Raw genomic sequence first — 14,271 nt, 5'->3', positions numbered from 1 at the left:
CTCCCAGTGCTCATTTGGCTGGCGCTGCCCCTCATCCGCCCTTCGGGCACCTTCTCCCCCTAGAACGGGGAGAAGGGAAGCGCGTGCCTAACGCGTAAAGCTCTGCGCGTTGCCGGCGTCGACGTTGACGATATTGCCGGTCGATTTGGCCGACATGTCGGAGGCGAAGAAATAGATCGCTTCGGCGATGTCCTCCGGGAAGACCGACCGCTTCAGCATCGAGCGCGAGCGGTAATGCTCCTCGAGGTCGTCGGTCGACATCTTGTAGGCGGCGGCACGCTGTTCCTTCCACTCGCCGGTCCAGATTTTTGAGCCGCGCAGCACGGCGTCCGGATTGACGACATTGACCCTGATCTGCGCCTCCGCCCCTTCCAGCGCGAGGCAGCGGGCCAGATGGATCTCGGCAGCCTTGGCCGTGCAATAGGCGGACGCGTTCGGCGAGGCGGCAAGCCCGTTCTTGGAGGCGACGAAAACCACATTGCCGCCGATCTTCTGGGCGCGGAACAGGCGGAAGGCCTCGCGCGAAACGAGGAAATAGCCGGTGGACAGGATGTCCATGTTCTTGTTCCACAAGGCCAGCGTCGTTTCTTCGATCGGTGCCGAGGAGGCGAGACCTGCGTTGGACACAAGGATGTCGATGCCGCCGAATTCGACCGACGTTTCGGCAAAGCCCGAGGCGACCTGATCTTCCGACGTCACATCGATCCGCACCGGACGGACGAAGTCCTTGCCGTAGGCTTTCGAAAGTTCGTCATTGGCGCTGGCCAACGCGGCCTCGTCGATGTCGGCCAGCATTACGCAGGCGCCTTCGCGCAGCAGCCGGGTGGCGGTGGCGCGGCCGATGCCGCCGGCGCCGCCGGTGACCAAGGCGATCTGCCCGGCAAGCGCCTTCGGTTTCGGCAGTCGCTGGAGCTTGGCCTCCTCGAGCTGCCAGTATTCGATGTCGAAGGCTTCCTGGGCAGGCAGGCCGACATAGGACGAGACGGTCGAGGCGCCGCGCATGACATTGATGGCGTTGACATAGAACTCGCCGGAAATGCGCGCCGTCGCCTTGTCGCCGGCAAAGGTGAACATGCCGACGCCCGGCATCAGATAGACCACGGCATTGGGATCCCGGATGGCGGGCGAGTCCGGATGCTTGCAGCTGTCATAGTAGGCCTGATAGCCGACGCGGTATTCGGCGATATCGTCGGCCAGGCGCGCGATGACGGCATCGACATCCGGCTTTGCGGGATCGAACTCGATCACCAGCGGCCGGATCTTGGTGCGCAGGAAGTGATCGGGGCATGAGGTGCCGAGCGCCGCCAGCGGCCGCAAGTCCTTCGAATTGACGAATTCGAGCACGGCGGGCTGGTCATCGAAATGGCCGAGCTTATGGCTCTTTTCGGAGATGATGCCGCGGATCCGCGGCATCAGCTTGGCCGCGATGGCGCGGCGCGCGGAAGCGTCGAGCGGCTGGACCGCCTCGCCGCCGAAGATCGCCTTGCCCTCGGATTTGCGCTCGAACCAGTCGATCGCCTGGTTGATCACCGAGATCGTCGTCTCGTAGCACTCCTTGGGCGTGTCGCCCCAGGTGAACAGGCCATGGCTTTCCAGCACGACGCCCTTGGCATCAGGGTTCTCGAGGCAGAATTTCTCCAGCCACAGGCCGAGCTCGAAGCCCGGCCGTTTCCACGGCAGCCAGCCGATAGCGTCGCCGAAGATCTCCTTGGTGATCGCCTTGGAATCCTTGGCTGCGGCGACCGCGATGATGGCGTCGGGATGCATGTGGTCGACGTGAGCCTTAGGCACGAAGGCATGCAGCGGCGTGTCGATCGAGGCCGCGCGCGGATTGAGGTTGAAGGTGCAGTGGGGCAGATAGCTCACCATCTCATCCTCGTGCTCGACGCCGCGATAAAGGCCTTTCAGCGCGCGCAGTTTTTGCATGTAGAGGGTGGCGAAACCGTCAAGCTTGATCGAGGCGCTGTCGCCGCCCGAGCCCTTGACCCACAGCACCTCGACCTCTTCACCGGTGAGCGGGTCCTTCTGCCAGACCTTGGACGAGGTGTTGCCGCCGCCATAGTTGGTGACGCGCTTGTCGGATCCCAGCGTGTTCGAGCGATAGACCAAGAGCTCAGGACCGCTCATCCCTTCGGCCTTTGCATCGTCCCAAAGATTGGCGAGGCGCGAGCCGGAGCGCTTGTCGAGCATAGGTATCCTCCCTTGGAGCGCGATGCCGCGCCCCTCATTTCTCGTCCGGGAATGTCTACGCAAGCGCCGCGCTTGTCAATCACAAACGATCAATATCGATCATATTGCACTGCACAATGAAAATATATGATCGGAAATGATTGACACTGCGCGTTTTCTAAGGCCTGATGCTTGGGCAGGGAGGAACCATGCACGAGAAAGAGCGCCACAGGATCATTCTGTCCGCCGTCCAGGAAAAGCCTGTGGTGACGGTGCAGGAGATGGTCGAACTGACGGACTCCTCCGAGGCGACGATCCGGCGCGACATCGCGGCGCTGCATGTACAAAAGCGCCTGCGCCGGGTGCGCGGCGGCGCCGAGGCGATCTCGCCGCCGCAGTTCATCGGCCTTGCCGGCCGCCCCTTTTCCGTCAACGAGACGCTGAACGCCGCGCAAAAGCGGGCGATCGCCCGCGAAGCCGTGAACCTTTGCGCGGACGGCGAACCGATCATCATCAATGGCGGCACCACCACCTTCCAGATGGTGCATTTCCTGACCGGACGCCGCATGCCGATCTTCACCAACTCCTTCCCGATCGCCGAGCATCTGCTCAAGCACTCGAAGAACACGGTGATGCTGTCGGGCGGCACGATCTATCGCGAGCAGAACATCATCCTGTCGCCTTTCGACAATGACGTGACGCGCAACTTCTATGCGCGGCGCATGTTCATGGGCGCGCAAGGTTTGGGGCCGCTCGGGCTGATGGAAGGCGATCCGCTCTTGATCCAGGCGGAGCAGAAATTGATCGATCAGGCCGACGAGCTGGTAGTGCTGGTCGATTCCTCGAAATTCCGCATGCGCTCCAGCCTGATCCTGTGCGGGCTGTCGCGCATCGCAACCGTGATCACCGACGACGGCATCGAGGACCGCGAGGCCAAGATGCTGGAAACGGCGGGCGTGGCGCTGATCGTCGCCCGCGGACAGTCAAGCGACAAGGAGGAATCTTCACTGCAGGCCTGAGGAAACTCGCGCCCGCAGCGGCGATGGAATGCAACGCTCAAGGGAGGATATTCGATGAGCTTTTTGAAGAAACTGCTGGTTACGGCGGCCTTTTCCGCCACCATGTTCGTGAATGCCGCCTATGCCGAGAACGTCAAGATCGCGCTGGTGGTGAAGTCGCTCGGCAACGGCTTCTTCGACGCCGCCAACAAGGGCGCCGAGGAAGCGGCCAAGGAACTGGGCGATGTCGATGTCATCTATACCGGTCCGACTAAGGCTACCGCCGAAGCCCAGATCGAGGTGATCAATTCGCTGATCGCGCAGAAGGTCAATGCGATCGCCGTTTCAGCCAATGATGCAGACGCGCTGGTGCCGGTGCTGAAGAAGGCGATGGAGCGCGGCATCACCGTGATCTCGTGGGACTCGGGCGTCGCCAAGGAAGGCCGCCAGCTCCACCTCAACCCGTCCGACACCAATCTGATCGGCGAGACCATCATCAAGCTCGCCGCCGATTATCTGCCGGAAGGCGGCGATGTCGCCATCCTGTCGGCCTCCTCGACCGCGACCAACCAGAACGCCTGGATCGAAGCGGCCAAGAAGGTGCTGCCGGAGAAGTTCCCGAAGATCAAGCTGGTCGCCACTGTCTATGGCGATGACGACTCGGCCAAGAGCACGGATGAAGCCAAGGGCCTGTTGAAGTCCTACCCGAACCTCAAGGCGATCATCGCGCCGACCACGGTGGGCGTCGTCGCCGCCGCGCAGGTCGTCACCGACGAGAACCTGATCGGCAAGGTCAACGTCACCGGCCTCGCGCTGCCATCGGAGTTCAAGAAGTTCATCGATAACGGCGCTTCGCAGGCTGTCGCTCTCTGGAACCCGATCGACCTCGGCTATTCGGCGATCTACCTCGCCCATGACCTGGCGGTGAAGAAGGAAGAAGCCAAGCCCGGCGCCACGCTGTCGATCGGCCGCGTCGGCAAGGTGACGCTCGACGACACCAACTCGGCCGCCATGGCTCCGCCCTTCCAGTTCGACAAGAGCAACATCGAGAAGTTCTCCAAGATCTATTGATCTCGAACTGATGGCGCTGCCCCCCTCATCCGGCCGCTTCGCGGCCACCTTCTCCCCGGTGGGGAGAAGAGCCTGGAGCCAAGCTCGGAAATCTCCTCTCCCCTCGGGGAGAGGTCGACCGAGCGAAGCGGAGGTCGGGTGAGGGGAAGTCTACACGCAATAGATTGACCGGGCTTGATACGACTATGGACACGACGGCCCATGACGGCACGGTAAAGGAGCGGCTCCCCGCCTCCGCTCCTCGCCTAACGCTCTCAGGCATCTCGAAAAGTTTCCCGGGCGTGCGCGCGCTGCACAATGTCAGCCTGTCGCTCTATCCCGGACAGGTGACGGCGCTGATCGGCGAGAACGGCGCCGGCAAGTCGACGCTGGTCAAGATCATGACCGGCATCTACCAGCCCGATTCAGGCGAGATCGGCATCGACGGCCTGACCACGACGCTGCCCAGCGCGCATGCCGCCTTCGGCCACGGCATCACCGCCATCCACCAGGAGACAGTGCTGTTCGATGATCTTTCGGTCGCCGAAAACATTTTTCTCGGCCATGCGCCGCGCACCCGCTTCGGCACCATCGATTGGCGCACCATGCGCAAGAACGCCCGCGAGGTGCTGGAGACGATGCGCGCCGGCCATATCGACGCTGACGCGCGGCTGAAGGACCTCGGCATCGCCAATAAGCATCTGGTGGCGGTGGCACGCGCCATGTCGATCGACGCGCGCATCGTCATCATGGACGAGCCTACAGCGGCACTTTCGATGAAGGAGATCGAGGAGCTTTTCCTGCTGATCGAATTCCTGAAGAGCGAAGGCAAGGCGGTGCTCTTCATCAGCCACAAGTTCGACGAGATCTACCGCATCGCCGACCGCTACACCGTCTTCCGCGACGGTGAGATGGTCGGCGAGGGCCTGCTCAAGGACACCGGCCAGAACGAGATTGTGCGCATGATGGTCGGCCGCAACGTTGACCACATCTTCCCGCAGCGCGAGCCGACGATCGGCGCGCCGGTGCTCTCCGTCTCCGGCCTGTCGCACCCGACAGAGTTCGACGACATCGGCTTCGAATTGCGCAAGGGCGAGATCCTCGGCTTCTACGGACTGGTCGGCGCCGGGCGCAGCGAGGTCATGCAGGCGATCGCCGGCATCACGCGCACCAGCCGGGGCACCATCTCACTCGACGGCAAGACGATCGCATCGAAGTCGGCGGCGGATTCGATCGAGGCCGGCATTGTCTACGTGCCGGAAGAGCGCGGCAAGCAGGGCGTGGTGATCGGCCTGCCCATCTTCCAGAACGTGTCGCTGCCGTCGCTGAGGCGCACCTCGAAATCCGGCGTGCTGAGGCTCGCGGAAGAATTTTCGCTCGCCCGCTCCTACACCGAGCGGCTTGATCTGCGCGCCTCATCGCTCAGCCAGGATGTCGGCACGCTTTCCGGCGGCAACCAGCAGAAAGTCGTTATCGCCAAATGGCTGGCCACAGCGCCCAAGGTGATCATTCTCGACGAGCCGACCAAGGGCATCGATATCGGTTCCAAGGCCGCGGTGCACGGCTTCATGGCCGAATTGGTCGCGCAAGGCCTGTCGGTGATCATGGTCTCGTCGGAACTGCCCGAAATCCTCGGCATGTCCGACCGCGTCGTGGTCATGCGCGAGGGCCGTATCGCGGCCACCTATGACAACAAAGGGCTGGACGCCGAGACGCTGGTTCGAACGGCGGCGGGGATCGCGGCATGAAGAGCTTCCTCAAATACCGCGAGATCTGGCTGCTTGCCGGCATCGTCGTGCTGATCGGCCTGATCTCGACGCGCTTCCCCGGCTTCGCCGTCCCCGCCAATCTGCGTCAGGTCTTCAACGACACCTCGATCCTGATGATCCTGGCTCTGGGTCAGATGGTGGTGATCCTGACGCGCTCGATCGACCTGTCGATGGCGTCCAACCTCTGCTTCACCGGCATGGTGGTGGCGATGCTCAACGCCGCGCATCCGGCGATCCCGATCCCGGTGCTGATCGTGATCGCACTTGCCATCGGACTGGCGCTTGGCGCGATCAACGGCTTCCTGGTGTGGCGGCTGAACATCCCGTCGATCGTGGTGACGCTGGGCACGCTGACGATCTATCGAGGCGCCACCTTCGTCGTCTCGGGCGGCGCCTGGGTCAATGCCGACCAGATGAGCTCGGACTTCATCAATTTCCAGCGCGCCGCCTTCCTCGGCCTGCCGGTGCTGTCCTGGATCGCGATCATCGTGATCGCGCTGTTCTTTCTGGTGATGACGCGCACGCAGATCGGCCGCTCGATTCACGCCATCGGCGTCAACCCGACCGCCTCGGTCTATGCCGGCATCGATGTCGGCCGCACCAAATTCATCGTGTTCTGCATTTCCGGCATGATCGGCGGGCTCGCCGGCTATCTGTGGATCTCGCGCTACGTCATCGCCTCAGTCGAGGTCGCCAACGGCTATGAGCTCAACATCATCGCCGCCTGCGTGATCGGCGGCATCTCGATCGCCGGCGGCATCGGCTCGGTCGGCGGCGCGGTGCTGGGTGCGCTGTTCCTTGGCATCATCTCCAACGCGCTGCCGGTCATCAACATCTCGCCTTTCTGGCAGATGGCGATTTCGGGAAGCGCCATCATCCTGGCCGTGGTGCTCAACGCGCGCGGCGAGCGCCGGCAGGGCCGCATCATCCTGAGAAAGGCGGAAGCGGCATGACCGACACCCCTGCCCCGCGCCATATCCCCGACCGGCTCGACAAGCCGCTGTCGTCGGCGATCTTCTCCTGGGAGGCGCTGCTCGTCGTCATCGCGGTCTTGATCTTCGCGGTGAACAGTTTTGCTTCGCCCTACTTCCTCGATCCGTGGTCGCTGTCGGACCTGACCTTCAACTTCACCGAAAAGGGTCTGATCGCTTTAGCCATGGCGCTGCTGATCATCTCCGGCGAGATCGACCTGTCGGTCGCAGCGATCGTGGCCTTAGCCTCGACGATGATGGGCATGGCGGTGCAGGCCGGCGCGGGAACACCGGTGCTGGTGGCAATCGGCGTCGTCGTGGGACTCGGCTGCGGCGCCTGCAACGGGCTGCTTGTCACCCGGCTCGGCCTGCCTTCCATCGTCGTCACCATCGGCACGATGAGCCTGTTCCGCGGCATTGCCTTCATCATCCTCGGCGACCAGGCCTACAAGGGCTATCCGGAAGGCTTTGCTTTCTTCGGCCAGGGCTATTTCTGGTGGGTCTTCTCGTTCGAGCTGGCGCTGTTCCTCGTCGCGGCGCTCATCTACTGGTTCGTGCTGCACCGCACGAGCTTCGGCCGCCGCATCTTCGCCATCGGCAACAACCCCGTCGCCTGCCAGTTTTCCGGCGTGCGCGTCGACCGCATCAAATTCATCCTGTTTTGCCTGACCGGGCTGATGTCGGGCATCGCCTCGGTGCTGATCACCTCGCGGCTTGGCTCGACGCGGCCGTCGATCGCGCAGGGCTATGAGCTTGAGGCGATCACCATGGTGGTGCTCGGCGGCGTCTCGATCCTCGGCGGCGCCGGCAGCATCCTGGGCGTCGTGCTTGCCGCCTTCATCATGGGGCTGGTGACGTTCGGCCTCGGACTGCTCAACGTGCCCGGCATTGTCATGTCGATCTTCATCGGCCTGCTGCTGATCATCGTCATTGCGCTGCCGATCGTCTGGCGGCGGCTGCGCGAGGGGCGCTTCGCCTGATGGAGAAGTACGCCTTCAAGATGAAGCTCAATCCCGGCATGAAGGCCGCGTACAAGCGCCGGCATGACGAGATCTGGCCCGAGCTGGTCGCGCTGCTGAGCGAGGCCGGCGTCTCCGACTATTCGATCCATCTCGACGAGGAGACCAACATCCTGTTCGGCGTGCTGTGGCGCCGCGACGACCACGGCATGGCCGATCTTCCGAAGCACCCGGTGATGCAGCGCTGGTGGGCGCACATGGCCGACGTCATGGAGACCAAACCCGACAACGATCCGGTGGCGGCGCCGCTGGAAACCGTGTTCCATATGGCATGATCGTCGCCGTCATTGATATCGGCAAGACCAACGCCAAGATGGCGCTGGTCGATCTCGCGACACTGAGCGAGATTGGGCTGCGCCGCTTCGCCAACGCGCCGGTGCGGCAGGCGCCCTATCCGCATCACGATGTCGAGGCGCTGTGGACGTTCATCCTGAACAGCCTCGCCGATCTCAACCGCGAACGGCGGATCGATGCGATCTCGATCACCACGCATGGCGCGACCGGCGCGCTGGTCGACCGCTCAGGCGAACTGGTGCTGCCTGTGCTCGATTACGAATTCGATGGTCCCGGTCAGCTTGCGGCCGACTATGACGCCGTGCGCCCGCCTTTCGGCGAAACAGGCACGCCGCGGCTGCCGATCGGCCTCAATCTCGGCGCACAGTTCTTCTGGCAGCAGAAGCGGTTCCCGGCGGAATTCACCAAGGCCGCCGCGATGCTGATGTATCCGCAATATTGGGCGCTGCGGCTGACCGGCGTCGCCGCCAATGAGGTGAGCTCGCTCGGCTGTCACACCGATCTCTGGAATCCCTGGACGTCCGATTACTCGTCGCTGGTCGACAGGATGGGCTGGCGCCGGCTGATGGCGCCGGTGCGACCGGCAAAGGATCGGCTTGGCCCGATCCTGCCGGAGCTGGCGCGGCGGACCGGCCTCGATCCGCAGACGCCCGTGTTTTGCGGGCTGCACGATTCCAACGCCTCGCTGCTGCCGCACCTTTTGTCCGAGGCACCGCCCTTCTCCGTTGTTTCGACCGGCACATGGGTGGTGTCGATGGCGGTGGGCGGCAGGAGGGTCGAGCTCGATCCGGCGCGCGACACGCTGGTCAATGTCAACGCGCTCGGCGATCCGGTGCCTTCGGCGCGCTTCATGGGTGGGCGCGAGTTCTCGCTTCTGACCAAGGGACAGCCACCGGAATGGAGCGAAGACGATGTTGCCGCCGTTCTGGCGCGGCAGGTGCTGCTCCTGCCTGCCACTCAGCGGGGTTCGGGACCGTTTCCGCATCGCGGCGCACAGTGGGTCAATGCCGAGGACTTGAGCGCCGGCCAGCGCTTCGCCGCCATCTCGTTCTATCTGGCGCTGACGACCGCGACCTGCCTGGAACTGATCGGCGGCGACGGACCGACGACCGTCGAGGGACCTTTCGCGCAGAACCCCCTTTTCATCCGCATGCTGGCGGCAGCGTCCGAGAGACCGGTCTTCGCGCCGGAAACCTCTACTGGGACCAGCATCGGGGCCGCGCTGCTGGCGTCCGGGCACGGCACGACCCTAGGTAAAGGCAAGCGAACCATGCCGCCGGCCGATATGACGTGGAGCGTGTACGCACGTGCTTGGCGGGCCTCTCTTTAGATTCAGATTCCTGCCTACCACAAGTCATCGACACGACGAGCGCTTGAAGGCGCCTCGACTACGAGCGTGAAGCCGATCACATAATCTTATCATGTATTGATGCATGTATTGCAAGCATTCATTGCACCGCTCAAGTTCAATTTGGCGGCTATATTTTTATTCAATCTCTATGGAGGCAAAGATGAACACCACATTCAAGCCTACGCATATCGATTTCGTCGACGGCAAGAAGCGTATCCAAGAGGCCCTGGCGAAAGTCGGACACAAGATGGACTCGCGAATCCTCACCTCCAGAGACAAGGAAGCCGTGGCATTATGCAATCTTCTCGGCGTCCCGCGCGAGCAGCTTCCGAGCGGCTTCACGAAATGGCAATTGCCCTTCTATCTTGACGGGGGCCAATTCTTCATCACAGCCACAGCGCCGAATGCGGAAGTTGGCGAGCACTCGCACGACAATGACGGTGTCCGCTTCATCATGTCCGGCTCGGTCTACTATGACGGCATTGAACTCAACGCCGGAGACTGGATGTATATCCCCAAGGACAAGCGATATTCCCTCAAGGTCGGGCCACTCGGCGCCAGCATGTGCTATTGCTATTGCTGCTGCTGTGCCGGCCGCGAGCTCAACAAGAACGATCTGATCGACCCCGCGCCATTCGTGCGCCTTCGGCACTCCTTGCAGCGATAGGCCTGCAAGAGGGCCCGTCGCGGTGGCTGCTTCATCACCGCGACGGCTTATAACTCATCGTGTGCGGTTGCTAGATCCTATAGAGTAACCCCTGCGGATCGATCTGCGGCCTTCTGCCGGCGACGACATCCGACAGGAACTGCCCGGAGCCGCAGGCCATGGTCCAGCCGACATGGCCGTGGCCGGTATCGAGATAGAGATTGCGGTATTTCGCCCGGCCGATGACCGGCACCGAATTCGGCATCATCGGCCGCAGGCCGGCCCAGAGCACGGCCTTCTTCTCGTCGAAGGCGCCGGGAAAAAGATCCTTGCCGGTTTCCAGGATGGTCCGGAAATCGCCCGGCTTGAAGCTACGGTCGAAGCCGGTGAATTCGGCCGTCGAGGACATGCGAAGGCGATTGCCGAGCCTGGAATAGCCGATCAGCCGGTCCTCGTCGGCGCCGCCCATGGTCGGCCCCTTGCTCTCGTCCTCGAGCGGGATGGTCGCGGTGTAACCCTTCACCGGATAGACCGGCAGGTCGATACCATAGCGGCGGCCGAGCAGGCCGCTTTCCGGCCCCATGGAGATGACGACGGCATCGCCGGTGACCGGTCCTGCCGAGGTCATCACCGCGCGCACCCGATCTCCCTCGATGTCGAGGCCCTCGACCGTCGTGCCGAACAGGAATTTCACGCCGAGCCTCTCGGCTGCATAAGCGGCGAGCCGGTCGGTGAACTGCTTGGAATCCCCGGTCTGGTCGATCGGCGAATAGATGCCGCCGGCGATCTTTTCCTTCACGCCGGCAAGACCAGGCTCCAGCTCGACCAGACGCTCGCGGCCGACGATCTCGATCGGCAGGCCGTGCTCGCCCAGATAGCGGTAATTGTCGGTGCCGGTGTCCAGGCTCTTTTGCGAGCGAAAGAAGTAGAGAATGCCCTTCTTGCGCTCGTCGTAATGGATGCCGGTTTCCTCCGACAGTTGATTGATGCACTCGCGAGAATGGAGCGCGAGCCTCAACTTGACGTTGGTGTTGGCGCGCAGCCGGGTCACCGTGCATTCGCGCAGGAAGCGCAGGCTCCAGGCATAGAAATAGGGATCGAGGCGCAGCCTGACCTTGATGCCGAGGTCATGGTTCCAGAGCGCGCGCAGGAAGGTCTTCAGCGCCGCGGGCGAAGCCCAGGCGGTGGCGTCGCCCGGCGACACCAGGCCGGCATTGGACTGGCTGGTGCCCCGCGCCGCCGCTTCATGGCGCTCGATCACCGTCACCTCGTGACCGTCCCTTGCCAGATAATAGGCGGCCGCCGTGCCAACCACGCCGGCGCCGAGAACCAAGACCTTCATGCCGTTCCCTCAAGCATCATCGCAGCGGCGGGCCCGCGCGCCGCCGCTGCATGAGGCTCAATACCGCGTCCAAACGCGCCGGACGAGCCCTTGGCCCAACAGATCAGTTTCGAACGGAGTTCTTGGTCGTCAGGATCCGTTCCCAGGCCAGCGCGTCGTTGACGATCAGGTCGAGATCGTCGCGCTGCGGCGTCCAGCCGAATTCCTTGCGGGCAAGCTCGGAATTGGCGACCACGGCTGCGGCGTCGCCCGGCCGGCGGTCCCCCATGCGCACGTCGAAGTCATGGCCGAAGGCGCGGCGCACGCTGTCGATCACCTCCAGCACCGAATAGCCGTGGCTGTAGCCGCAATTGGCGACGAGACTCCCGCCGCCATCGCGCAGCCGCTGCAGCGCCAGCCGGTGCGCGGCGGCGAGATCGCTGACATGGATGTAGTCGCGCATGCAGGTGCCGTCCGGCGTCGCATAATCGGTGCCGAAGACCTGCATGAAGGGCCGCTTGCCGAGCGCGGTCTCGCAGGCGACCTTGATCAGATGCGTGGCACCGGGCGTCGATTGTCCGGTCCGGCCCTTCGGATCGGCGCCGGCGACATTGAAATAGCGTAGCGCCGTATAGCGGATGTCGTGCGCCAACGCTGCATCTCGCAGCATCCATTCGCTCATCAGCTTGGAAAGGCCGTAAGGCGATTCCGGCGCAAGGCGAGCATCCTCGCGCACCGGTTCCAGCCCGGCGCCGCCATAGACGGCGGCGGTGGAGGAGAAGATGAAATGCGGCACGCCCTCGCGCACCGCCGTTTCGATCAGCGTGCGGGTCTTGCAGGTGTTGTTTTCGTAATAGCCAAGCGGGTCGGCGACCGATTCCGGCACCACGATCGAGCCGGCGAAGTGGATGATGGCGTCGACCTTGTTGTCGCGGATGATCCGGCCGACCAGATCACGATCGGCGACATCGCCGACGGTGAGCCTTGCTTCCGGGGCGACCGCCCATTCGAAACCGGTGGAAAGCCGGTCGAGCACAACGACGCTCTCGCCGGCGTCCAGCAGTTCCCAGACCATGTGGCTGCCGATATAACCGGCACCGCCTGTCACCAAAACCGTCATCATCTACCTCGCTGATCAAGATTTGTCGGAAACTGTCTCAACAGCCACCGCGCTGGAAAACCCGCCGCAAGCCCACTAGCCTCCCTATGTGTTAAGTCCGTAACAGTTCGTCGCGCCCGAGGCATCGTACTGAAACCAAGTTGCTTCAAACAGCAGGGAATAGGCCACGATCCGGCATCGTTAGGAACAGGGCACGGGCGTGGCATTTTGACCGGTTGGGCGCGGTGGACGCGGCATGGGGCAGTGATTATGATCCGGCCCAAAATTGGGAAGTCGACATGAACTATCAGCGGTTCTTCGAGGATGCGATCGACCAGCTCCACGCCGAGCGTCGCTATCGCGTTTTCGCCGACCTGGAGCGCATCGTGGGCAAGTTCCCGCGCGCCATCTGGCGTTCCAACGGCCGCGCCCAAGAAATCACTGTATGGTGTTCCAACGACTATCTCGGCATGGGCCAGAACGCCGATGTCATCACCGCCTTCCAGGTTGCGGCCGGCAAGATGGGCTCGGGCGCCGGCGGCACCCGCAACATTTCCGGCACCTCCAACCCGCTGGTCGAGCTCGAGCAGGAACTGGCGGACCTGCATAACAAGGAAGCAGCGCTGGTCTTCACCTCCGGCTTCGTCTCCAACGAGGCCTCGATCTCGACCATCGCCAGACTTCTGCCCAACTGCCTGATCATCTCGGACGAGCTCAACCATGCCTCGATGATCGAGGGCGTGCGCCGCTCCGGCGCGGAGAAGAAGATCTTCCGCCACAACGACATCGCGCATCTGGAGAGCCTCTTGCAGGCGGCGGGGCGCGAGCGCGCCAAGCTGATCGTCTTCGAAAGCGTCTATTCGATGGACGGCGACATCGCGCCGATCAGAGAGATCGTCGAGCTCGCCGAGCGCTACAACGCCATGACCTATATCGACGAGGTCCATGCGGTGGGCATGTACGGCCCGCGCGGCGGCGGCATCACCGAACGCGAAGGCCTGGCCGACCGCATCGACATCATCGAGGGCACGCTGGCCAAGGCCTTCGGCACGCTTGGCGGCTACATCGCCGGCACCAGCGCCGTCATCGACGCGGTGCGCTCCTATGCGCCGGGCTTCATCTTCACCACCGCGCTGCCGCCGGCGATCGCGGCGGCCGCCACCACCTCGATCCGGCATCTCAAGCGCTCGCAGGCCGAGCGCGACGCGCAGCAGCGCCAGGCGGCCAGAACCAAGCAGGTGCTTGCCGCGGCCGGGCTGCCGGTGATGGACTCGGCCACCCACATCGTGCCGGTGCTGGTCGGCGATCCCGAGCTTTGCAAGATGGCCAGCGACCGGCTGCTTGGCGTGCACGGCATCTACATCCAGCCGATCAATTATCCGACGGTGCCGCGCGGCACCGAGCGGCTGCGCATCACACCGACGCCGTTCCATTCGGACGCGCTGATTGCCGAGCTGCAGGACGCGCTGGTCGAGACTTGGGATGCGCTGGGCATTCCCTATGCCAGCTCCGGCAGGCCCGCCGTCGCCAAGAGCGACCGGATCATTCCGCTGCTGGTGCCGAAGTCAGGCGGCTGAAGCCGCC

At 63.4% G+C, this 14,271-nt stretch carries 12 protein-coding genes; 9 read left to right on the top strand and 3 right to left on the bottom strand.

Translation table 11 applies throughout. From position 1 onward, the window contains the following. Positions 1-87: 87 nt before the first annotated feature. Positions 88-2,190, bottom strand: coding sequence for a bifunctional rhamnulose-1-phosphate aldolase/short-chain dehydrogenase (locus tag LB552_RS06930; protein ID WP_224603132.1), 2,103 nt, complete (start codon positions 2,188-2,190; stop codon positions 88-90). Positions 2,191-2,378: 188 nt separating this feature from the next. Between LB552_RS06930 and LB552_RS06925 the strand changes: the two genes are divergently transcribed. The 8 genes from LB552_RS06925 (at position 2,379) to LB552_RS06890 (ending at position 10,288) form a co-directional block, all read left to right on the top strand. Continuing rightward, positions 2,379-3,188 (top strand): DeoR/GlpR family DNA-binding transcription regulator, encoded by an 810-nt coding sequence (locus LB552_RS06925; protein ID WP_140844017.1) that lies wholly within the window; start codon positions 2,379-2,381, stop codon positions 3,186-3,188. A 54-nt stretch (positions 3,189-3,242) separates the two neighbouring features. Continuing rightward, positions 3,243-4,238, top strand: coding sequence for a rhamnose ABC transporter substrate-binding protein (rhaS, locus tag LB552_RS06920; protein ID WP_224603130.1), 996 nt, complete (start codon positions 3,243-3,245; stop codon positions 4,236-4,238). Positions 4,239-4,423: 185 nt separating this feature from the next. Beyond that, entirely contained in the window at positions 4,424-5,965 is a 1,542-nt protein-coding gene (locus LB552_RS06915) for a sugar ABC transporter ATP-binding protein (protein ID WP_224603129.1), read from the top strand. After that, positions 5,962-6,939 carry an ABC transporter permease gene (locus LB552_RS06910; protein WP_095765870.1) on the top strand — a complete coding sequence of 326 codons (978 nt, stop codon included), beginning with the start codon at positions 5,962-5,964 and terminating at the stop codon, positions 6,937-6,939. The genes LB552_RS06915 and LB552_RS06910 overlap by 4 nt, the downstream gene beginning before the upstream one ends. After that, positions 6,936-7,937: an ABC transporter permease gene (locus tag LB552_RS06905; protein WP_224603127.1), complete on the top strand. Its 1,002-nt coding sequence runs from the start codon at positions 6,936-6,938 to the stop codon at positions 7,935-7,937. Before LB552_RS06910 ends, LB552_RS06905 begins: the two co-directional genes overlap by 4 nt. Continuing rightward, a complete protein-coding gene (gene rhaM / locus LB552_RS06900) occupies positions 7,937-8,251 on the top strand; it encodes an L-rhamnose mutarotase (protein ID WP_224603118.1) in 315 nt (104 codons plus the stop codon). Before LB552_RS06905 ends, rhaM begins: the two co-directional genes overlap by 1 nt. Next, positions 8,248-9,600 (top strand): FGGY-family carbohydrate kinase, encoded by a 1,353-nt coding sequence (locus LB552_RS06895; RefSeq protein ID WP_224603116.1) that lies wholly within the window; start codon positions 8,248-8,250, stop codon positions 9,598-9,600. Before rhaM ends, LB552_RS06895 begins: the two co-directional genes overlap by 4 nt. 181 nt (positions 9,601-9,781) lie before the next feature. After that, positions 9,782-10,288 carry a hypothetical protein gene (locus LB552_RS06890; RefSeq protein WP_224603114.1) on the top strand — a complete coding sequence of 169 codons (507 nt, stop codon included), beginning with the start codon at positions 9,782-9,784 and terminating at the stop codon, positions 10,286-10,288. A 70-nt stretch (positions 10,289-10,358) separates the two neighbouring features. Here LB552_RS06890 and LB552_RS06885 read toward each other — a convergent pair whose 3' ends face one another. Beyond that, entirely contained in the window at positions 10,359-11,609 is a 1,251-nt protein-coding gene (locus LB552_RS06885; protein WP_224603113.1) for a D-amino acid dehydrogenase, read from the bottom strand. A 103-nt stretch (positions 11,610-11,712) separates the two neighbouring features. After that, positions 11,713-12,708, bottom strand: coding sequence for a UDP-glucose 4-epimerase GalE (gene galE / locus LB552_RS06880; protein ID WP_095766183.1), 996 nt, complete (start codon positions 12,706-12,708; stop codon positions 11,713-11,715). A 278-nt stretch (positions 12,709-12,986) separates the two neighbouring features. Between galE and hemA the strand changes: the two genes are divergently transcribed. Continuing rightward, positions 12,987-14,264: a 5-aminolevulinate synthase gene (gene hemA, locus LB552_RS06875; protein ID WP_224603103.1), complete on the top strand. Its 1,278-nt coding sequence runs from the start codon at positions 12,987-12,989 to the stop codon at positions 14,262-14,264. Positions 14,265-14,271 lie beyond the last annotated feature (7 nt).

The sequence above is a fragment of the Mesorhizobium sp. CA7 genome, assembly GCF_020165015.1.
Classification (GTDB): domain Bacteria; phylum Pseudomonadota; class Alphaproteobacteria; order Rhizobiales; family Rhizobiaceae; genus Mesorhizobium.
This window is presented reverse-complemented; position numbering and strand designations above follow the sequence as displayed.

Bases quoted from the DNA above. Each gene is read 5' to 3' on its own strand.
- LB552_RS06930 (WP_224603132.1), bottom strand. From the start codon at position 2,190: ATGCTCGACAAGCGCTCCGGCTCGCGCCTCGCCAATCTTTGGGACGAT.
- LB552_RS06925 (WP_140844017.1), top strand. From the start codon at position 2,379: ATGCACGAGAAAGAGCGCCACAGGATCATTCTGTCCGCCGTCCAGGAA.
- rhaS (WP_224603130.1), top strand. From the start codon at position 3,243: ATGAGCTTTTTGAAGAAACTGCTGGTTACGGCGGCCTTTTCCGCCACC.
- LB552_RS06915 (WP_224603129.1), top strand. From the start codon at position 4,424: ATGGACACGACGGCCCATGACGGCACGGTAAAGGAGCGGCTCCCCGCC.
- LB552_RS06910 (WP_095765870.1), top strand. From the start codon at position 5,962: ATGAAGAGCTTCCTCAAATACCGCGAGATCTGGCTGCTTGCCGGCATC.
- LB552_RS06905 (WP_224603127.1), top strand. From the start codon at position 6,936: ATGACCGACACCCCTGCCCCGCGCCATATCCCCGACCGGCTCGACAAG.
- rhaM (WP_224603118.1), top strand. From the start codon at position 7,937: ATGGAGAAGTACGCCTTCAAGATGAAGCTCAATCCCGGCATGAAGGCC.
- LB552_RS06895 (WP_224603116.1), top strand. From the start codon at position 8,248: ATGATCGTCGCCGTCATTGATATCGGCAAGACCAACGCCAAGATGGCG.
- LB552_RS06890 (WP_224603114.1), top strand. From the start codon at position 9,782: ATGAACACCACATTCAAGCCTACGCATATCGATTTCGTCGACGGCAAG.
- LB552_RS06885 (WP_224603113.1), bottom strand. From the start codon at position 11,609: ATGAAGGTCTTGGTTCTCGGCGCCGGCGTGGTTGGCACGGCGGCCGCC.
- galE (WP_095766183.1), bottom strand. From the start codon at position 12,708: ATGACGGTTTTGGTGACAGGCGGTGCCGGTTATATCGGCAGCCACATG.
- hemA (WP_224603103.1), top strand. From the start codon at position 12,987: ATGAACTATCAGCGGTTCTTCGAGGATGCGATCGACCAGCTCCACGCC.